At 36.6% G+C, this 20762-nt stretch carries 24 protein-coding genes and 5 pseudogenes; 1 reads left to right on the top strand and 28 read right to left on the bottom strand.

Translation table 11 applies throughout. The features are described from left to right. Positions 1–594 precede the first annotated feature (594 nt). Positions 595–1020, top strand: coding sequence for a transposase (locus IGB25_RS11110; protein WP_371815903.1), 426 nt, complete (start codon positions 595–597; stop codon positions 1018–1020). 60 nt (positions 1021–1080) lie between these two features. Here the strand turns inward: IGB25_RS11110 and IGB25_RS11105 are convergent, their stop codons facing one another. From IGB25_RS11105 to IGB25_RS10980, 28 genes and pseudogenes are all read right to left on the bottom strand, one after another. After that, positions 1081–2319 carry an MFS transporter gene (locus tag IGB25_RS11105; RefSeq protein ID WP_211065055.1) on the bottom strand — a complete coding sequence of 413 codons (1239 nt, stop codon included), beginning with the start codon at positions 2317–2319 and terminating at the stop codon, positions 1081–1083. Further along, positions 2320–4423: pseudogene (locus tag IGB25_RS11100) on the bottom strand (copper-translocating P-type ATPase). It lies immediately after the preceding gene. 11 nt (positions 4424–4434) lie between these two features. Beyond that, entirely contained in the window at positions 4435–5166 is a 732-nt protein-coding gene (locus IGB25_RS11095) for a PPK2 family polyphosphate kinase (protein ID WP_211065054.1), read from the bottom strand. A 10-nt stretch (positions 5167–5176) separates the two neighbouring features. Beyond that, positions 5177–5470, bottom strand: coding sequence for a phosphoribosylpyrophosphate synthetase (locus IGB25_RS11090; RefSeq protein WP_211065053.1), 294 nt, complete (start codon positions 5468–5470; stop codon positions 5177–5179). Between the two features lie 6 nt (positions 5471–5476). Next, the gene (locus tag IGB25_RS11085; RefSeq protein WP_371815986.1) at positions 5477–6055 is read right to left on the bottom strand and encodes a hypothetical protein; all 579 of its coding nucleotides are present in this window, start codon (positions 6053–6055) and stop codon (positions 5477–5479) included. Positions 6056–6208: 153 nt separating this feature from the next. Beyond that, on the bottom strand, positions 6209–6439 hold the full coding sequence (locus tag IGB25_RS15205) for an AAA family ATPase (protein ID WP_256437219.1): 231 nt from the start codon (positions 6437–6439) through the stop codon (positions 6209–6211). Next, the gene (locus tag IGB25_RS15200) at positions 6411–6752 is read right to left on the bottom strand and encodes an AAA family ATPase (RefSeq protein ID WP_256437218.1); all 342 of its coding nucleotides are present in this window, start codon (positions 6750–6752) and stop codon (positions 6411–6413) included. Before IGB25_RS15200 ends, IGB25_RS15205 begins: the two co-directional genes overlap by 29 nt. A gap of 18 nt (positions 6753–6770) precedes the next feature. Next, a complete protein-coding gene (locus IGB25_RS11075; protein WP_211065052.1) occupies positions 6771–8144 on the bottom strand; it encodes an MBL fold metallo-hydrolase RNA specificity domain-containing protein in 1374 nt (457 codons plus the stop codon). A 32-nt stretch (positions 8145–8176) separates the two neighbouring features. Beyond that, positions 8177–8395 (bottom strand): hypothetical protein, encoded by a 219-nt coding sequence (locus IGB25_RS11070; RefSeq protein ID WP_247653498.1) that lies wholly within the window; start codon positions 8393–8395, stop codon positions 8177–8179. A 101-nt stretch (positions 8396–8496) separates the two neighbouring features. Further along, a pseudogene (locus tag IGB25_RS11065) lies at positions 8497–9338 on the bottom strand (ATPase). Between the two features lie 58 nt (positions 9339–9396). Continuing rightward, entirely contained in the window at positions 9397–9744 is a 348-nt protein-coding gene (locus IGB25_RS11060) for an integrase core domain-containing protein (RefSeq protein ID WP_211065051.1), read from the bottom strand. Next, the gene (locus IGB25_RS11055) at positions 9702–10310 is read right to left on the bottom strand and encodes a DDE-type integrase/transposase/recombinase (protein WP_211065050.1); all 609 of its coding nucleotides are present in this window, start codon (positions 10308–10310) and stop codon (positions 9702–9704) included. Before IGB25_RS11055 ends, IGB25_RS11060 begins: the two co-directional genes overlap by 43 nt. A 29-nt stretch (positions 10311–10339) precedes the next feature. Beyond that, positions 10340–10738, bottom strand: coding sequence for a transposase (locus IGB25_RS11050; RefSeq protein WP_211065049.1), 399 nt, complete (start codon positions 10736–10738; stop codon positions 10340–10342). Between the two features lie 27 nt (positions 10739–10765). Further along, positions 10766–11242, bottom strand: coding sequence for a universal stress protein (locus tag IGB25_RS15010; protein WP_247653497.1), 477 nt, complete (start codon positions 11240–11242; stop codon positions 10766–10768). Beyond that, on the bottom strand, positions 11215–11595 hold the full coding sequence (locus tag IGB25_RS15005; RefSeq protein ID WP_247653496.1) for a universal stress protein: 381 nt from the start codon (positions 11593–11595) through the stop codon (positions 11215–11217). The genes IGB25_RS15010 and IGB25_RS15005 overlap by 28 nt, the downstream gene beginning before the upstream one ends. 32 nt (positions 11596–11627) lie before the next feature. Continuing rightward, positions 11628–12687, bottom strand: a pseudogene (locus IGB25_RS11040) (class I fructose-bisphosphate aldolase). 11 nt (positions 12688–12698) lie between these two features. Next, positions 12699–13713: pseudogene (locus IGB25_RS11035) on the bottom strand (type II glyceraldehyde-3-phosphate dehydrogenase). A 19-nt stretch (positions 13714–13732) separates the two neighbouring features. Beyond that, positions 13733–15087: pseudogene (locus IGB25_RS11030) on the bottom strand (APC family permease). A 7-nt stretch (positions 15088–15094) separates the two neighbouring features. Further along, entirely contained in the window at positions 15095–16450 is a 1356-nt protein-coding gene (locus tag IGB25_RS11025) for an NAD(P)/FAD-dependent oxidoreductase (protein WP_211065048.1), read from the bottom strand. Further along, positions 16447–16908, bottom strand: a complete 462-nt coding sequence (locus IGB25_RS11020) for a universal stress protein (protein ID WP_211065047.1) — start codon at positions 16906–16908, stop codon at positions 16447–16449. Before IGB25_RS11020 ends, IGB25_RS11025 begins: the two co-directional genes overlap by 4 nt. Before the next feature lie 12 nt (positions 16909–16920). Next, a complete protein-coding gene (locus tag IGB25_RS11015) occupies positions 16921–17631 on the bottom strand; it encodes a lycopene cyclase domain-containing protein (RefSeq protein ID WP_211065046.1) in 711 nt (236 codons plus the stop codon). 4 nt (positions 17632–17635) lie between these two features. Next, on the bottom strand, positions 17636–18340 hold the full coding sequence (locus IGB25_RS11010; protein ID WP_211065045.1) for a helix-turn-helix domain-containing protein: 705 nt from the start codon (positions 18338–18340) through the stop codon (positions 17636–17638). A 101-nt stretch (positions 18341–18441) separates the two neighbouring features. Further along, the gene (locus IGB25_RS11005) at positions 18442–18717 is read right to left on the bottom strand and encodes a DUF5676 family membrane protein (RefSeq protein ID WP_211065044.1); all 276 of its coding nucleotides are present in this window, start codon (positions 18715–18717) and stop codon (positions 18442–18444) included. A 17-nt stretch (positions 18718–18734) separates the two neighbouring features. Beyond that, a complete protein-coding gene (locus IGB25_RS11000) occupies positions 18735–18953 on the bottom strand; it encodes an SHOCT domain-containing protein (protein ID WP_211065043.1) in 219 nt (72 codons plus the stop codon). Positions 18954–18970: 17 nt separating this feature from the next. Next, complete coding sequence (locus IGB25_RS10995; RefSeq protein WP_211065042.1) at positions 18971–19189, bottom strand: heavy-metal-associated domain-containing protein; 219 nt, start codon at positions 19187–19189, stop codon at positions 18971–18973. Between the two features lie 10 nt (positions 19190–19199). Next, entirely contained in the window at positions 19200–19469 is a 270-nt protein-coding gene (locus IGB25_RS10990) for a hypothetical protein (protein WP_008616429.1), read from the bottom strand. 24 nt (positions 19470–19493) lie between these two features. Further along, complete coding sequence (locus tag IGB25_RS10985; protein ID WP_008616430.1) at positions 19494–19973, bottom strand: hypothetical protein; 480 nt, start codon at positions 19971–19973, stop codon at positions 19494–19496. A 165-nt stretch (positions 19974–20138) separates the two neighbouring features. Next, complete coding sequence (locus IGB25_RS10980; RefSeq protein WP_211065041.1) at positions 20139–20738, bottom strand: WG repeat-containing protein; 600 nt, start codon at positions 20736–20738, stop codon at positions 20139–20141. Positions 20739–20762 lie beyond the last annotated feature (24 nt).

Here is a 20762-nt window from a genome sequence, read left to right as displayed (position 1 = left end):
TTTTAATATTTGAAATGAAAAGTTGCTTATAGAATTTCGTTAGGCTTTAAATCAATCATTATGGTTTAGGAATACTGATGCGACTCAATTAATAGCTCACTCACTTTTGCTCAAGAGATTATTGGTACTGATGAGGTTAGTGATTATATAGGACAGGAAGATACTGATATCACCAAACATATAAAGATAAACCGCAAATGGTTGTTAGTGATCCTGAACAGATTGAGGTTTTGGAGTAGGTGTATTTGGTGACGTGTTTGTATATGACAAGTAAGGTGCAGAAAAGAGCGAAATTTTCGGTTTAGCACAGGTTTTAGCAATTTCAAGTGGATTCGTACGTGGTTTCCCTAAGGTTTGGGACACCGTGATTGCGGTTATACATCTTAAGTTTGTTTCTCATTAATTTTATAGTATAAATCAGAAAGAACAAAGAGAGGATTAAGGTTATGATATACGCTGAAGCGTTAGACTTCGACAACATTGATAATCCCCTCTCTTTAACTACTTTAATCACGTTCAGTTCTGTGAGGCTTTAGACCTCGTTTTCAAGTTGTTGTGATCACGGTAGTATGCTCTTTCATAAAATCAGTTCTTATGGATAAATATAAAGAAACTTTTGGAGTTGATATCAGTAAAGATGTTTTTGATGTTTATAGCAGTGAAGGAGGTCATTCTCAATTTAAGAATGATTCTTCAGGATTTAAATTATTTGTCAGCACATTAGCAGTAGACACTTTGGTAGTGATGGAAGCCACAGGGTATTACCATTATCGACTTGCACAGTTTCTTTACAAAAACGGTATACCGGTATCGGTAGTAAACCCTTTGTCAGTTAAGCGTTTTATTCAGATGAAATTATCAAAAATAAAGACCGATAAGAGCGATGCCAAGGCTATTTGTGATTATGGGTTATCTACTGAAGTGACGCTTTATAATGCACTTAATGATGTACAGGCAGAATGTCTTCAGCATTTTCTTTTTCCGTATAATCAAAGCCTTCAATGGTTCCTCCTGTTGTAATATGTATCATAATTTAATAAATTTAGTGGGCTGTATAAGTTCTTGGAATTCTCTTAATTATCAATAAGTGATTTTTGAGTATTTGTCATTGGAAGATTTATAAAAATAAAGTAATCCAATAAAGGTAATTATAATGATGCCGGCTATAATGAAGGGATAATAAAACCCACCGGCAATGAGCCAGGTTCCGATGATCGGGCCTAAAATCTGTCCGACACTGTTTGCCGAGGTCTGTACAGAAATATTACTGCCCGCCTTTTCTTTTGAAAGTAAGGAAACGGCTGAAAGTAGGTTAGGGGTTACAATTGCTCCACCAGTGGCGAATGTTACAATCAGTACATAGACATAAATTTCATTGCCGAAAAAAGGAAATGCGATTAGTGAAATGCCTGAAATCAACAATCCGGCTCCAATTTGTTGTTTTGCTGTCAATATTTTCTCTCCATAGGTTGCAAATACTGGCTGTAATACAGCCATTACCACTCCACAAAGCATAAAGCCAATGCCTATTTGATTACTTGAAAATAGCAACTGATTTTTTCCATAAATTGAAAAAACCGTTTCAAAGAGGGTCACTACAAACTGCATAACAAAAGAGAGCAGTAATAGGACAATAAAGAACCTACTAAAACTAAAATTTAATTTTTGTTTTCCTGAAACAAACCTGCTAACCAGTTTTGTATTCCTAAACGATTTAATCAAAATAACCAATACAGTAAAACCTAAAAGTGCAACCAAAATAAAAGGAACTGAGAACCGGTCCAGATGTAATATCCAAAACGAATATTTAAAGTGTAGGTTAGTTTGGGATAGAAAACTGCCTAAAACAGGTCCAAAAATAACCCCTGAACTTATCGCTACCCCAGACCAAGCCATAATTTTAGTCCTATGTTTTTTAGAAGTGATATCACTGAGAAATGCGTTACTGACAGGAATAACTGAAGACGTAAAAATACCTCCAAATATTCGAGCAATATATAGCATTGTCAAAGATGTTGCTAGACAAGTAAGCAATTGCATTATAACAAACCCAATTAGACCGATTAATATAATTGGTTTACGTCCATATCTATCTGAAAGCTTTCCCCATACCACAACAAAAATTAATTGAAATAATGGATAAATGCTTGTAAGCAGTCCAATATGAAAATTGATCGAATCAGTATCGAGGTTAGCTCCTAAAGCAAGCCTTTCGGTATAGTAAGGAAGGGTTGGCAATAAAATACCATAGCCTAACATCACTACAAATAAACTCAACAGGATTAAAAATATCCTGTTGAGTTTTTCTTTTTTGTCCATTTATTTTTTACCGATTTTTCGCTTTAATAGTTGCGCATTACCTACCACTATAATCGTGCTCAAACTCATAAATACCGCTCCAACGGCAGGTCCTAAAACAAAGCCTGAAGAATATAATACACCGGTCGCTAAAGGAATAGCCACTACATTATATCCTGTAGCCCAAATCAAATTCTGAATCATTTTATTGTAGGTGGCTTTTCCAAAGAGAATTAAGTTGGCAATATCCTGTGGGTTACTGTTGACCAGAATGATATCTGCTGTTTCGGCGGCAACGTCAGTACCTGAACCAACGGCAATACCAACATCAGCTTTTGCAAGTGCAGGCGCATCGTTTACACCATCGCCAGTCATAGCCACAAACTCTCCCTTACTTTCCAATTCTTTTACTATTTCCACTTTTTGATGTGGCAAAACTTCGGCGTAGTATCCATCCAAACCGAGTTTATCGCTAACAGCTTTGGCAGTTCTTTCATTATCACCGGTAGCCATTAAAACTTTTATATTATTCTTTTTAAAGACTTTTATGGCTTCGGCAGATTCTGGTCGTATTTCATCGGCAAGAGCAATGTAACCAGCTAATTTTCCATCAATCAAGACAAAAACAACTGTTTCAGCGGCATCACTGTATGCGTCTTCGGGAATAGTGATTTTTTCATCCCTTAAAAAACCAGGACTAACCACTTTTACTTGCTTACCTTCTACATTATTCTCAACGCCTTTACCTGTAATTGCATTAAAGTTTTCAGGCTTTGGGATGGTCATATTATCTTCTTTGACTTTTTTAATAATACCTACGGCGATAGGATGTTCCGAACTTTGTTCCAATGCACTCGAAAGCCTTAAAATTTCTTCAGATGAATAAGTTTCGCTAACAGACTCAATTCGAGTAACGCCAAAATCGCCTTTGGTCAATGTTCCCGTTTTATCAAACAATAAAGCTGATATTTTTCGGGATTCTTCAAAAGCTGTCCTATTTCGAATTAATAACCCGTTTTGAGCTGAAACAGCAGTAGAAATAGCAACCACAAGTGGTATGGCAAGACCTAATGCGTGTGGACAAGCAATGACCATAACGGTAACCATTCTTTCTAAAGCATAGACAAATGGAAAGCCTAAAATCAGCCATACCGCTAATGTTCCAAAACCAATACCTAATGCGATATAGGTAAGCCATTTTGCAGCTCTATCCGAGAGGTTTTGCATTTTTGATTTGGTTTTTTGCGCTTCTTCGACCATTGTGATTACCTTGTTGAGATAGCTATCTTTTCCAGTATGCTCAACCTTTACTTTTAAGGTACTGTTACCATTTACCGAACCACCAATAACCTTATCGTTTTCATCTTTTTTTACAGGTTTGGATCTGCCTGTAAGCATAGATCTGTTCAGGTAACTTGAACCGTCTACTATAATCCCATCAGCAGGAACTTTTTCACCTGGTTTTACAAGTATTACGTCATCTTTCAGTAAATCTTCCAGAGGAATATCTTCAATAGTGTCTCCTTTAACACGATGTGCCTCGGCAGGCATCATGCTTACTAACAGCTGCAAAGGCCTTAGAGGCGCCTAGAACGCTTTTCATCTCTATCCAATACCTACCAACATAATAGCAATAAGGGTAGCCGGTTCCTCAGAAAAAATCGACACCTTCTAAACCAAACACCGTTGCCGAACTATAAACGTAAGCCACGGTAATAGCCATAGAAATAAGGGTCATCATTCCTGGCGCACCTTTTTTGATTTCAGACCAGAATCCTTTTAAAAATAGCCAACCACCATAGAAATATACGATTGTGGAAAGTGCAAAAAGGATATATGGATTTCCGGGAAGCAAAAACTCATATCCAAAAAAGTCCTGAATCATCGGCGAGAAGAACAGTATGGGAATAGTAAGTACAAGGGTTACCCAAAACCGTTTTCTAAAATCGGCAATCATCATTTTATGATGGTCGTGCCCGTGTTCTCCGTGCCCTGGATTGTGCACAGAATGGTCTCCACCTTTGTGGTTCATTTTAGAATGGTCTTCTTTTTTGTGTTTCATCTTCGAATTACCCATTTTAGAATTACCCATTTCATCGTGATTGTGGTGTTCGTGATTTTCCATAATTTCTATTTTTAAGTATTAGGATATTTTAGGTTTAGTTTTTTTAAATGCTCCGTAATTATATTGGCAACGCTAAAGTTGCGGTGCCAACGTTTATCTGCGGGTATAATATGCCAGGAAGGTTCATCGCAGTCATTTAATAACATATTGTAGCCAGCTCTATAAGCCTCCCATTTTTTAGTCGCTTTTTTATCATTGGCACTATATTTCCAACGTTTATGAGGTTTTAAAAGTCGTTCTTTTATACGCTGTTTTTGTTCTTCTTTCGAGATATGGAGAAAAAATTTTAGTACATGAATGTTACTCAGTTTAAAATGCTGTTCAAGATGCTTTATGAGTTTACAACGGTGTGCGAGAATCTCTTCTGGAAGGGAATTGTTGAGCCTTGGCATTATTATATCTTCGTAATACGAACGGTTAAAAATTTGAATCATACCCTTTGGTGGAATATGGGGGTAAACACGCCATAAAAAGTCGTGCTTCAACTCTTCCTCGGTCGGTTTTTTAAACGATTTAACCTGAACGCCCTGCGGATTCATACTGCTAAGGGCATGACGAATGGTGCCGTCTTTGCCGGAAGTATCCATGCCCTGTAGGATAATAAGCAAACCAAAACGCCCATCGGCATAAAACATATTCTGAAGTTCAAAAAATTCTTTGCGAAGCTGTGCCAGATTTTTCTTTGCCTCGCCTTTTGAAATCGTTTGGGGTGGTTTGGTTGAAATTTTATCTAAATTTATCATTTTCAAGATTTTATCTTAATTTTTTTCGCATTGCTTCCGTTAGGTTTTCAGCATAGACACCGTAAGCATCTACCAAAAGACCCTTAATGCCGTTTTTAGAAGATATAGCATATAAAATACTATTATCATCGGTACTGCTCATTCCTTCAAAGCGATAGGTTTTATCTACTTTAAAATCTTCTACTAGGATCTCAATTTTCAGGGAAGGACATTCTAAGCACTCTGGTTTTAAATTGAAATCATAAGGATAGTCGTTTGCTTGTAAGTCATTTATGGCTTCTGAAAGTGTATCGTAATTTGTCATCTGTCTTTATTTATAGTTCATTGTAAAATAGCTCTTATCCTCTTCTGTAAATTCCTGAAAGGTCAATAAACCTTTTTCATTTAATTTTTCGATAACGGTATAATTGAGTTGCTTAATGCGAATTCCCCAGGCATAGGCTTTAATATTAATTTTTGATTTTATAGTGTTTTTCCCATCCTCTAATTTTCGGTCATAAATTTTTATGATGCTTTTGGAACCAAAAAAGTTTAACAAGCCCGAGTCAAAACTCATTTCCAATTTAATATCTTTCAAGTTTTGTAAATCGTAGAGCTTTTTAAAATTTTCAGAAATGGTATTAATTTCGGTTTCTTTTGATTTTGGCTTGGAAAACGGAAAAGCCATTATCATTACATTGGCGTCATCTGGCTCACAACGGTAGGTAGTAGTGTATTTATCGGTTGATTGTTTGTTTTTGTCAAACAATTCTGTAATTACCTTTATTTCATAATATCCATTTTCCTTTATTGTTTCTCCAGCTTCAAAAGTTTGTTTATTGAGAAAATCACCTTCTTTATCAAAATTTTTTCGCACTACATCCCTGCCTGAAATCTGCCCGATAAGCATTTCGTTTTGAGCATTTATACCTGTACAGCCCAAAATAAAATAGAACAATGTCGCCGTGAACATCATAGCTGTGCTATATGTTGTAGGATATTTTCTATTGAATTTTCTAAACATTTTCTTTATAAATTACATTTAGATACTTGATCGTGTATGCTATTCTATGTTTTTTAAAATAAATTCTACCCGTTCAGTTGGTGGCAAAACTGGAACAGAAACAATTGGAAATCCCAAGGAAGTGTAAACATCTATTATTAATTGGTGTATTTTCTTTTGAGCCTCTTCATCCTCAGTACGGGCATAATCTTTGGTGAATGGTAATCGGTCTAAAATGAATATTTTTTTATAGGAAGTGTTTTTAACTGCGGTGAGCAGACTTCTCATCATAATCAAGCTTTAAAAATTGATAGTATGCCATAGCATCTGGAATGGCCCTATCTAAGAAAACCAAGTCTTGGGGCAATATGGAAGCTTCTTGTTCTATTTGCATATCCAAGACCCCTATTTGAAATTTCTTACGATTACTTCTTAATTCTTCAACCGTTTGACCTTCAGTACGCATGGTGTCTATATAGTGCCTTGCATGCTCAATGGTTGTTTTATAACCTCTCTCAGCCAGCATATTAATTACAGTGGTTTTTCCAGTACTAGGTCCGCCGGTAATCACTTGCCAGTTCGTGCTTGCTTTTTTGGTTTGCATTTTTATATGATTAACAAATTATACATTTTCTATACTATATAGCTGTGGGATTTCCGAATCCCATTGATAAGTTTCTTTAATTCCTTTCTGCAATGCTTCCGCACTTTCTTTTTCACCGTGTACTATGAAAATGCGCTCTGGCGTATTTTTTATTTTGCCCATCCATTCTATAAGTTCTTTATGGTCTGCGTGTGCCGAAAGCCCTTCAATTTCTGCAACTTCCATATGAAACGGCACCCATTTTCCATAGACTTTAAGTTCCTTATCACCTTCCAATAATTTTCTTCCCCGAGCACCTTCAGCTTGATAACCCACAAAGAGCAAAGTGTTGTTTGAATTTTGTGCTTGGGTTTCGAGATAGTTGAGCATTCTTCCGCCAGTAAGCATTCCGCTTCCTGCAATCACGATTTTTGGTATGTTATCGGTTCGTAATTCCATAGTTTCCCGATAACTGCTTACGACCGTAAAATGTGAACACATTTCATCACATTCATTCTCATCTAGTCTGTGCCAGTCCCTTGTGCGATGAAACAATTCTAATACACTTGCTCCCATTGGGCTATCCATTATCATTTGTATTTTTGGTATTTTCTTCTCTTTCAATAATTTCCAAAAAATCAGCATCATCAATTGGGCACGTTCTACTGAAAAACTTGGAACAAATAGGTCGCCACCTCTGTTGATGGTGTCATTGACCAATTTTTCTATCTGTGGAAGTGCTTCTATTTCATCGGGATGAAACCTTCCACCATAAGTGGATTCAATGAAAAGCACATCCGCTTTTTTTGGTTTAAGGGGTGGATAGAGCAATAAATCATTGGTTCTACCAATGTCTCCTGAAAAGACAAAACGTTTTCCGTGCACATCCAACTCAATATAGGTTGCTCCCAGAATGTGTCCGTTGTATTGGAAGCGAGCCCTAATACCATCAAATAACGGAATCCATTGTGATTGTGGAATTCCTTTAAAGTGTGGGATAGTTTTTTCTACATCCTTTAAATCGTATAATGGTTCTGCGGGACTATGTTTGGAATAGCCTTCCTTATTGGCACGTTCGGCTTCTTGCTCCTGTATTTTTGCACTATCATTCAAAATGATTTTTGCAATGTCCAAAGTAGGATTCGTACCATAGATGGGCCCTTTGAAACCTTGCTTTACCAATCTTGGTAAATACCCTGTATAGTCCATATGACCGTGGGTAAGCAAAACAGCGTCAATATCAGCAACATTAACGGGTGGATACTCCCAGTTTTTAAGGCGTAATTCCTTTAGCCCTTGAAAAAGTCCGCAGTCTATCAGTATCTTTCTATCTCCTGTGTCCACTAAATATTTTGAGCCGGTTACTGTGCCTGCCGCTCCTAAGAAATGGATGTTTATTTTATTTTTTTTCATTGGTATCTATTTAGGTTGTTGTACATAATTTACTACAAGAGTCGCTCCCCAAATTTAGTGACCACCGCAAAGCAGGAAGGTGTATTTCCTTTATCTTGTTTTGATTTGCTCAATTCCACTATTTCTTTATATAGATTACGAGAATCCTCTTTAATAAAAAGAGCCAATTTCTTTACTGATTTAGGTTCAAAGTGAACCATTTCCAATAATATCTCAAGGGCTTCTTCAAGTAGTTTTGAGTCATCTTCCAATGCCTAGTAAAATGGTTCTAAATCTATGTTGCCCTGTTTTTGCAATTCTTCAGTTTTCATTTGTATTATTTTTAAAAATTAGTAATTATTCATTATTTGAATTAATGGGATCTACATAATTCTCTTGAATCTTCGAGTATCTTATTTTGCCTTAGCTTACTGATACCCATTTGTTCCAAAAAGTCTGGATTTTCGTGTAGCTCCTTGCAGAGTATGATGCCTTGATCCAATAATTTTGTTTTTTCAGCTTTGGTAAGTGTTGTTAAAGCGGTTAAGGGATGTAGCCCCGATTTATCCATTCTGTCCTTGAGACCATTTCCTCTTGGATAATCCCAACTGGTCATAAGCATTCCAACACATTTCCCGTACTGAATGGCATCGGTTGTGAAACGCGTATTGGTGTAAACCCCGCCTTTATGAAGTTTAGCCTCGTGACCTTTTGGTGTTCCCATTGCTTTTCTACGTCCAAAAACCGTGAATGGATATATAATGGGATTTTTACATTACAAAACCTGCCTTGGTCGCTATGGTATTTACATTCAATCATATAATGTTTATTTCCTTTTTGCGCTATCACATCCACTTCGTGCTGAACGCAATTGCCTTGAACTATGACACCAACCTGTGTTGAAAATCCTTCGTGTGCCAATAGTTTGCCTACTAACTTTTCAAATGGAAAACCGGTTGGACCTAGCTCCATTAAAGCTTTTTTGAGCTTGTACTTTGAGGCACTTACCCTAGATTTTCGTTTTAGCATCTTGAAAGCCAACTGATAGATTTTTTTGGTTGTCATTCCTTCTTCAATCTGCTCTTGTACTTTCCGGGCTATATCCTGAATAATATCCTCATCTGCCCGTGAACGCCGCAGGGAGTTGATGAGTTTGTTTACATCAAAGGCTTCGTACTCACCAGAGTATTTTTTTATTAAGACTGATTTATTCATTGTTACATTTTAATAGTCATTACTGACCTTCCCTAAATAGCGTTGACCGTTTTGGTTATTATTCATTTTTAATTATTATCGGACAATTATGAGCCAGAGGTCTTTCTTGGGTAATAAAGTCATGGTGGCTCGATGCCACCTTGACTTTATAATTACCATCGGCATAAATAATCACCGTCGGTCTTTCTTGGGTGCTCAAATTTAATAAAAGTTTTTCAAACTGGTTAGGCGAAAAGTCATTAGGTAAATTACTATGACCTCTTTTGGTGTTGTAATGCTTTACCGCTTTTCTTGTTTTGATTTTTAAGTCTTTGTAATCATTTATATTCCATAGTTTTAAGTATTCGTTTTTAATAGTTCCATTTATTCTTTCTGCATATGCATTATCCTGTGCTTTAAGACCCATGCTGATTTTGATTCCGAATCATTCAAAATCTTTACATAAGCTTTACTGCCATATTGAGAACCGCGATCTGAATGATGTATCATGTTGTTTCTCTCTTTAGGGTTAATTTGTTTTAATGCCATTTTTAAAGCCTTTATGTTACTTTCATGACGCATATTTGAGCTTACATTGTAGCCAATTATCTTTCTTGTGTAAACATCCAAGATAAAGACTATGTAATAGAAATCGTCATTTAGATAAAAATAGGCGATATCGCTCTGCAAAACTTGATGTGGTTTTGTAACTCCCATACCTTCAATTAGATTTGGGTAATTTAAATGAGTTGGTATAGTAGTTCTTCTGTAATTCTTTATTGTTCTTACTCGATAGCCTAAGTCCATAAAAATTTCACAGAATTTATCTCTGCCCATAAACTTTGGCTTAAGAGCTCTATACATTTTCTCTACCCCACAACCTGGGTGATCTTCTCTTATGATATCTGCTTGATTTACTAAATCCATAAGTTCCATATCAAATTGTTGTTGCCTCTTTCTGGCTTGATGAACGGCTTGTTTACTGATGTTCAAAAAACCATAAAAAGCGTTTAAATTGTATTTTAGTTCTTTTTTGTGGTCTTGGAACCACCAGATTGTGGGGTGTTTGAGTTTTTTTTGATGTCGATATCATATTGCTCTTTAGCTAGCTCTATCATTTTTTCCAGATAGTCAATGTTCATTTGTTTTTGCCCTAAAGCCTGTTCTAATTCAGCGATTCTGTTTTGTAATTCCTTAAGTTTTTGCATTTGACTATCTTTTAATTCAACAACTTTAATTGACTTTTTGTTGTATTTGGAATATTTGTAAATCCAGTTATAAATACTTGCATTAGGAATATCGTAAATCTTTTCTAATTCACAAACTGAGTGTTTACCTGACTCGTATTCATTTACAATTCTTAATTTAAAATCTTCGGAATATTTCCGTCTTGTGTTGATTCTTTTTCCGTTTTTTAGCATCTTTGATTTGTTTTAAAAACGGTCAACCTATATCAGGGAATTACATACTGGTAATTCGGAGTGATTGGTTACACCCTCTGCGATGCTTTTAGAGAATAAAGTTAAAAAGCCTGTACGTCCGTGAGTACACATTGCGATTAAATCGGCATTTTTATATCGTAAAAAATTGTTTATCCCTGTTTCTACGTCTTGTTCGTTATATACATTCATTGAGAAGTTATCCAAATCGGGGAATTTTTTCAGGAACTCCTTGATGGGATCCAACCCTTGTTCTATACTGTTAAAATCGGTCTGAGTATTAACCCTCAATAAATGAAGATGTGCACCGCACTTTTCCGCAATAGAAATAACCTGCTTAAATGCTTCGCTCACATCTTCCAGAAAATCTGAAACAAAAACAATATTATTAAAAGGAAAAGTTACTTTTTCATCCTTAACCACAATTACAGGGACATCGGCTTTTCTTACAATTTTCTCTACATTGCTTCCCGGTAATTCGCGCACTCCACCTCGGGTGCCGCTGCTCTCGTAACAATAAAGTCGTGGTGAAAATGACCGGAGTGTTTAAGTATATTTGCCTGTCCGCCATCAAACTCAAGGAACGTCCTGCACTCAAGGCCTTGTCGTTCTGCTTTTTTCTCCAGTTCTCTCAAGGAGGCTTTTGCGATGCCTATTTGCTTTACTATTTCTGGATATCTTTTTTCTTTTTCCTTATCTAGCTCAACCCAGTTTACGGGGGTGTTAATTAAGTGAAAAAAATGAATTTCTGAATTGTAAAGCTTTGCCATTTCAATTCCGAGTTCCTCTGCTTTCTTGCAGTTTTCTGAAAAGTTTGTAGCTATGAGTATGTTTTTCATGATTTATTGTTTTTAAATTGTTTTCGTTATAATTAAGCTATGGTTATACTATCTTCCAGATATACCTGTTGGACGGAGTGCAGTAACTCAATCCCTCTAATAAAAGGCTTTTGAAATGCTTTTCGACCCATAATCAATCCAGAGCCGCCAGCTCTTTTATTGATTAATGCTGTTGTTACCGCTTCGGTCAAATCTGATTCACCTTTAGAGCCACCGCCGGAATTGATCAATCCTATTTTGCCCATATAGCAATTGGCGACTTGTAATCGACAAAGGTCAATGGGATGTTCTGTGGTAAGGGTTTTATACATTTCATCATCATATTTTCCAAATCCTATCTCTTTGAAACCAAAATTATTGGTAGGTAATTTTTGTTTGATGATGTCTGCTTGAATAGTAACACCCAAATGGTTTGCCTGCCCAGTTACATCGGCAGCTGCGTGATAATCTTCCTTGTTGGTTTTAAATGCCTCGTTCCGTGTATAGCACCATAAGATGGTGGCCATTCCCAGATTGTGTGCTTCTTCAAAAGCTTCAGCTATTTCTTTTAGCTGTCTGTTGCTTTCTGCTGAACCAAAATAAATCGTAGCTCCTACGGCAATTGCTCCCATATCCCAGGCATTTTTTACCTTACCAAATAATGTTTGGTCATATTTATTTGGATAGGTAAGTAGCTCGTTATGGTTAATCTTGACGATAAAAGGGATTTTATGGGCATATTTTCGGGCGTTCAATCCCAATACACCAAACGTGGATGCCACACCATTGCAACCAGCTTCTATTGCCAATTTTATGATGTTCTCTGGGTCAAAATAATCTGGGTTTTTATAGAATGAAAAGGCCGCTATGCTCAATACCTTTATCCACAGGAAGGATACTTAAATAACCAGTTCCTGCCAGATTTCCGTGATTGTATAATTGGGAAAGGCTACGAAGTACCTGTGAATTTCTGTTGCTACTGCCAAATACTTTTTCTAAACTATTTTTGCTTGGCACTTGCAATTCATCCTTTGTTATTTTTTCACAAACGTGTTCTAAATAGAAGTCTGCTTTTTCTCCTAAAAGTTCTACTATATTCTTGTCTGTTTTCATCTTGATAGTATTTAATGGATTCCTAAACTTTCATTTGTTTTGGCTATGGATTTTGTACCATCTGTTTCAATTCCAGTTAATGCCCTAATAGCATCAATTGTTTCCGGGATTACAATAGCTTGATTATCGACTATATAAGCATAGAAAAGTTCGTCGCCATCTACTTTCAGCATATCTTCCCATAGGGCTACTTCATACATATCGCCCCAAGGTCTTCCCATATCCAGAAACATTTCTTTAATGGTGTTGTTAGAAACCAAGCCTTGGTCATATCGAATTAGTTTAATACGACTTGAAGTTTTGAAAGCATTTAGCACTTCTTCCTTTGTCGCCTGCTTTTTCAATTTCACATTCCAGTAGTGCATATGGCTCAATGTTTCGGGGCATTTTTACCGTCGCGGTGATGACATCCAGTTCTGGGTCAACACTTTTAGCATCTGGACCTTGATGGCTTGGGATATCTTTTTCGGGAACCATCGTATTCATAATACCACCTAAATGACTTTCCCAAGGGTCTGTAGCTCTTCTTAAAAGTATACCTCTGGCATAATCCAATAAATCGGCTCTTTTTAAAGCGGTCAAGGTTCTTAAAATAGACGTAGTATTACAAGAAACTACTCTTGTCGCATTCAAGTTTAGAGCGGATTTGTAATTATTTTCTGCACTAAAGGAATGCCCTGTGGTTTCGTGTTTTTCGCCACCGTGTAGAATAAATTTGATGTTTTGCTCCTTGTAGATAACGACATTCTGAGCGGCAATTTTTTTGGGTGTACAGTCCACTACAAGATCTGATTTCTTTAAAAGTTCCTGCATATCGCCTTTTACCGAAATCCCTTCAGATTTCATTTTATCAGCAAGATCTTTAGTTGTCGCATAAATATCATACTCCTTTCTTACGGCATTTTGAATTCGCCAGTCGCTAATGATATCACATACTCCCGAAAGCTTCATATCGTTTTGTAAGTTGATGGCATCTGCCACCCTTTTTCCAATGACTCCGTATCCTATAACTGCTACATTTTTCATATAAATTGTTTTTAATTAATTATGTTTTTTTGTTTTTGTCACTTGTATTCTTCATTCCCATCGGCATATTACCTTCATCGTCTGTATGTGAAATCATAAAAAGGCGTTCCGCCACAAGTATTAGAACAATCCCAATTGCCGCGACAATAAGAACCAAAGGATCGTTCAGATATTTTATATAAATAAAAGTAGAAAGTACTGCAACATCCAGTATAATGGCAATCACGGGGATAATTGGTTTAAAATCCACTTCTTTTCTAAGATTGCGGAACAGCCCCCAATGGATAGCGATATCCATAATAAGGTAAAAAATAGCCCCAATGGATGCTATCCTTGTCAAATCGAAAAGCACGGTCAGTAAAATGGCGAGGGAAGACGTGAATACTAGTGCTGGATTTTTTAAGCTACCAAGTTTGGTTAAAGAAGGCACTGCTTTCATATTGCTGAGCATTGCCAACAAGCGTGAAGAGGAAAAGATACTGGCAATGACCCCAGAAACCGTGGCAATAATGGCAATGCCAATGGTAATCCAGGAACCCCATTCCCCAAAAACAGGTTTTGCGTTACCGCAAGGGCATAATCTTTAGCTTCGATTATTTCAGGAATGCTTAAACCTCCCGCAACAGCTAATGCCAGGGCTACATATATCAGTGTGCAGATAAGTATGGAAAACACGATAGACCTACCAAGATTTTTATGCGGGTTTTTAATATCAGCCCCTTGGTTCGTGATAGTGGTAAAGCCTTTATAAGCAAGGATAGATAACGCCAAAGTAGCCACAAATCCGAAGCCTTGTGGTAATGTCTCAGTATTTTTGGGAATATAGTTTCCCGTAATATCGGCAAAACCTGAAATTGCAAGGCCGGCAATAGCTAAAATTGCTATTCCCACTACCTTTATAATAGCGGTAAATGTCGCGGTGGCACCAATAACCTTATTGCCCAGGATGTTCACTATATAAGCAACAACAATTAGCCCAACACCCAGGGTAGAGGCATAACCTGCATAGGACTCGGGAAATAGTCTCAACGTATATGCTCCAAAAGTGCCCGCCACCAGACTTTCGGAAACTACCATTGATACGTACATCAGCAAAGAATAAAACCCTGTTGTTGTTCCAGGTCCATAGGATTTGTTAAGGAATTTAACCACACCTCCAGACGATGGAAAAGCATTTGAAAACTTGACATAGGAATATGAGCTAAAACCCACCACAACAGCACCTGCAATAAATGCAATGGGAAATAGATCACCCACCAACTCTGCTATTTGCCCCATAAGGACAAATATGCCAGCACCAATCATTACGCCTGTACCAAGAGATATGGAACCTATTAGGGAAAGCTTATTATTTTTATCTGTGGTGTTTTTCATTTCAAAATTATTTTGTTCTGTTTTTAACCGAAGATTTCGGTTTAAAGTTTCTAATAATCAGGCGGTTGCTCTTTTCATAAGTGAAATAACTTACCGCCCAATTAAAACCAACCATCAATCTATTTCTAAATCCATTTATGGACATCAAGTGAACAACGGACCACAGCAACCAGGCGAAATAGCCTGCAAATTTAAATTTGCCCAAATCGGCAACTGCCTTGCGTTTACCTACGGTTGCTAAGGAACCTTTATCTTTATATTTGAAAGGTTTTATGGATTTATTATTTATGATATTTAATATCGAATCGCCCAGGTATTTACCTTGTTGAATAGCGGTCTGTGCTACTTGTGGATGTCCTTTTGGGGTTTCTTTGGAAATGAGTGTTGCGATATCACCTATGGCAAAAATATTTTCGTAGCCTTCTACTTTTAAATTGGCATTGGTTTTAATACGGTTGCCTCTGACTACGTGTTTTCCATCAATACCATTTGGGAATTGTCCTTTTACGCCAGCCGTCCAGATAAGGTTTTTAGCCAATATGGTCTTATCACTTTTGGTAGTGACTTCGTTGCCGTCATAATTGCTTACAGCTTCATTTAATAATACCTTTACATTTAAATCCTCTAAATATTTGAGGGTTTTCGAAGATGCTTTATCAGACATTGTACTTAACAACTCATCAATGGCTTCTATTAAATAAATGTTCATAATGGAAGCAGGATACTCTGGATAATCTTTGGGTAGAATGTATTTACAGAATTCAGCCAATGCTCCTGCCATCTCTACACCGGCAGGACCACCACCTACAATTACAAAATTTGTTAGGGCATCCCGTTCATCATCATCACAGGTAATGGCAGCCTGTTCTAAATTTTGCAACATCATATGGCGAATGTTCAGGGAATCTCGGATATCCTTCATTCCCAAGCTGTTTTCTGCTACTTTATCCATCCCAAAAAAAATGGTGGTTGTACCTGAAGCAATTACCAGATAGTCATAGTGAACTTTTCCTTTAGAAGTTATTAATGTGTTTAATGAGGGCTGAATTTCTTCTACTTCGACCAAACGAAATACTACATTTTTGTAACCATTGAATTGTTTTCTAAATGGAAATACTATGCTATCAGGTTCCAACGCACTCGTTGCCACTTGATATAATAAAGGTTGAAATTGATGGAAGTTATTTTTATCGAGTAAAACCACTTGAACTTCTTTGTGTTTCAGTTTTTCAACCAATGCCAAACCTGCAAATCCTCCACCAACGATAACCACACGAGGTAATTTAGTATCTGGAAGACAGATTTCATCTGTTATCTTACAGGTGGATTCCAACGGAATGCTATGTGTTTGCTTTTCTTTCATTTTTTATTTCCAGCTTTTGCAATGAGTACTGAACATTTGGCGTTTGTGGTCAAATATTGGGATACAGAGCCCAATACTAAGCGTGAAAGTGCACCATGACCCTGAGAGCCTACTACAATTAAATCTGCACCCCAATCTTCTGCTTTTTCATAAATAGTACTTTTGGGCATAGTACTAACAACACTTGTGGTTATGGTAAGTGCCTTGTTTTCAGCTTTGATTTTATCGAAAGCTTCTGAAACGATTTTGTTTCCCAATTTTTGAGCGTTACTTCTAATTTCTTCTATGTAATTTCCTATCCTGCCGCCCATAGTATGCAATCCCAGGCCGGTTGTTTTCGGAACTTCATAAACATTTATAATATGAATTTCACTATTTGAGGATAGGGTCATTTTTATAAGTTCGTGAATGGCTACTTTACTGAAATCTGAACCATCTATAGCTAATAATATTTTCATAATTTGAATGTTTTAGTTGGTTGACATTTCTTTCGATTTTATAAGTTTTCTCCAATACAAGTGTTCATATAATCCAGACCAATACATACCAAAGGTGAAAGCGAACAGTAACTCTTCAATTGGGATTCCCAAAACAAGAATATGGGTCAGGTTGTCCAGATTCCAGTACAACTCCACATATTGGGGATAGAACGGAAGGATGCTTCCGAAATAAATGAAGTACAGTATGGTAAACAAGATTCCTCCAACCCATATCTTTCCTTTTAAATCTGGGCGACAGTACAATGTTGCCAAACCACCAAAAAACATTGCAATGATGCCACAATAGATGTGGTTAAGCGCGGTGAAAAGACTAAATATTACAAATACAATGGCTGGAACAAAAAGTATATAAATATGTAGCTTATGTCTTTGGTGGCTCCGTTCGGTATGAGGCATATCTATATAGCCTTTTTTGAATATCAGATTATACAATACCGTCCCTATTCCGCCAATAGCAAAAGAGAAGATAAGGCTCTCAATATCAAAACCTGTTCTTTCCGTTAAATGGAATAGGGAAGGTGGAAACCAATATTCTGGAACAAACAAGGGTTCTGTTAGGTCAAAGGGCATCGTAATAAGGCTCATTTTGAGCATTTCTTTTCTATACCCCTTTTTTGACAAATAGATTATCGCCCAAAGCGCAAGAATTATAAGAGACCATATAAACCAGACATATTGCATAGACCTATTGCTTTCTATTTTCTAAATAATTAACAGCTTCTTTAACAGTCAATGGGTAGGTTGCATTGCCAGTACGCACATAGAATGTGGTGTTTTCGGTATCGTTGACATAAATGGGTTTTTCCGAAGGTTCTATATCTACTAAACACACATCTTTTTCATTTAAACTATAGAATGAAATGTGATTGCTGAAACAAGCTTCGTAGCCTAATAGTGTAGAAATGATTCTGAAAACTTCGCGCTCATAACCGTCCCTGTTTTTGTGCTTTAGGGTTTTGAAATCTTTTTCTAATCCTAAAACATTTCCATCATCATCTACGCCAATAATTAATTTACCACCATTTGCATTCATAAAACCTGTGATGGTTTTAGCAATAACCTTTTCAAGGTCGCGGTTGGTTGCTTTACGATAATAGTCGTAGCGTATGGAAGACTTGAATTCTACCATCTCATTTTCGCCATCTGCGATAATTTCGGCAATGTCTCTTTGCAATAAGCGTTGTTGTGTGCCAATAATTTCATCTTTCTTTTTCAGGTTTATCCAGAACAAACCAGAAACTATTCCCAAGAAGCCTCCCAATAGAGTCAATAAGCCGCCCATTCCCCGCATATCGAAGGTGAAAGATTCCACAAAACGTTCTTCCAGAACTTGCTGAAACAAGGGGAAAGAGAAGGGCGTATTACTGAACTCAAACCAATAGATTACCATTGTGAAAGGGTGTACCAGGAAATAAAAAATACCTGCACCCAATAGTAAATGAATAAAAATGATCTTAATTTTCGCCATAATCTTTTTCAACTTTCACAATTTTATTTGTTTTTAATTTGAGCATTGTAAAAAGTAGCGATGCACGCGCCTATAAGCCATCCTAAAATGAATATCTGTACTATTCCCAAACCGGCTTCCCATAATGGCACATCCATCCTGATAATGCTTGTGGTATCTAAACCGTGCAATAGGCTGTTGAAAAAATCGATAGTGGCTTCTCGACCTGCTGTTGACATAACTATCATACAGCCCAAGTAAATTAGTGCTCCCGTAAGACCGAAAGCAAATCCGAGTTTTTTTACGTTTAATCGATACATAATTTTAAAGTTTTGAGTTAGTTGTCTGATTTTAATATCTTTTTTGATTCCTCAAATTCTTCCTTGGATATTTCGCCTTTTGCAAAGCGGTTTTTAAGAATATCCAGTGGGTTTTCTTTTTTTGTTTTTTGATAAGGGATATCTGCTGGGATAAAGAATATCCAAGCCAATAAAATAATCCATATAATCCACCATATTAGGTGCATACCTCCAAAATGTCCTTCGTAAAAATGCATAATTTTTAATTTAAAGGTTACTTTTCTATTTTCTCAATTGTATAGCCACCAATAGTATTGAGTTGCTTTTGTAATTCATCTACTGAAAGCGTTTCCTTCATAGTAATGATTGTAGCTCCTTTTGGTGCCAGAAAAATTTCTGCCTTTTCAATCTTTGGATGTTCTTCCAATGTCTTTTTTACTCTTGATACACATCCACCGCAACTGATTCCGCTTATTTGAAATTTTTGTTTCATCATTTAGTATTTAATGGTGATGATGCCCTTTGTGTTCATCTTTTGGTTCTGTTTTTGAAACATCTTTACCGTGTTCGTTTTCTCTTTGTCTATTCTGTGAATGATTGTGCCCACCGTGGCGATGTGAACCGTGAGGCATAAATAAGTGACAAGCAAACATAAAGAGGATGAAGATGAATAGAGACGAACTGCTTCCTATACCTAATGATGGTGCAAAAAAGATAAACAGTAATGGTAATCCACAACCGATGACCATCCATATCCAGTGATTATTTTTCATTGTTGTTTATTTTAAAAGTTAAAATTAATGATGCTCGGTATGCTCACCTTTGGTTGGACTATCCATATCGTCCATCTTGTCCATACCCTGCATATCCATTCCTTTTTCGCCCATCATCTTTGAGCAGGATTCCATACAGTCTTCGCTCATCATCCCTTTTTCGTGCATCATTTTCATCATAGTGCCCATCATTTTGCCGTCATTCATCATTCCGTCCATCATTGAGTGCATCATTGTACTGTCTTTCATCATCATTTGCATTCCTTCTCCTTGCATCATTGAGCTCATCATTTTTTTGTTGCCCTGCATCATTTGCATTGCGTGTTGGTTGTCGTGCATACTTTCCATAAATTCGGTCATATAGTCGTGATTTTTGGAAATGGCATTAAAAACTTCTGTGCGAGTTTCAGGGTTTTCCATTAGTGCCTGAGTGTTTGTTTCTTGTTTGCAACTGTTTAAGCTTAAAAGCCCAACTGCCGATAAAACAATTAGTAGTGTTTTCATAATTTATTTTTTGAGTTAAACATTTATTTTAATTTTTATAAACCCATTCCCAACAATCTAAATGTTTATAGTTGAGGGAATGGATTATCAACTATTAATTCGCAGATTTTAAAAAGGTTATAATCTTTTTGAATTTCTTATATGTTATGTGTATTTTCAATATTATTAGATTTTTTTTATACGCCACTTCTTATTATTACCTTTAACTGCCACCAAATTTTCCGAAATCAATTTTGATGTGATGGCAGGTGGATTTTTATCATTCTTATCTTTTGGCGAGACGTGAATGGCTAATTGCGTTAAATGGTCAATGGTATTACCATTCTCATCTATAACAAGCTCAAAATAATGGTAGTTTACCACGTCTTTTTTGAAAATGTCATTATAGCCAATGGTTTCTTTTTCAACTTTTAACACCAAGGCTTTGCCATATTGAAAGTTGTTGGCATTGAGGAATTGTGGAGTGATGACAGTTTTTCCAGTTTTATCGATATAGCCATAATAGAGCACGCCATCTTTTTGGTTTGCAATCAGGCATTTTCCGTTACTGAATATAGGGTAGCTTGCATTGTCTGTTTTGGTTGCCACCAAATCATTTCGAAAATCAACGATTAAATTTCCTTCTGGGTCAATAAAACCCCATTCGTTGCCTTTTTTAATGGCGCTGACGCCATTGCTAAAAGGCGAGATGTAGTCTAAATTTTCAAAGGTTTGTGCAATTCCTATAAAGGGAATTAATACTAATGTGATAAGTAGTTTTTTCATTTTGTTTAATTTAATTTGATGAAA

It is taken from the genome of Flavobacterium sp. CS20, from assembly GCF_018080005.1.
Taxonomy (GTDB): domain Bacteria; phylum Bacteroidota; class Bacteroidia; order Flavobacteriales; family Flavobacteriaceae; genus Psychroflexus.
The sequence above is the reverse complement of the archived record's forward strand: the minus strand, read 5'-3'. Positions and strand labels throughout refer to the sequence as shown.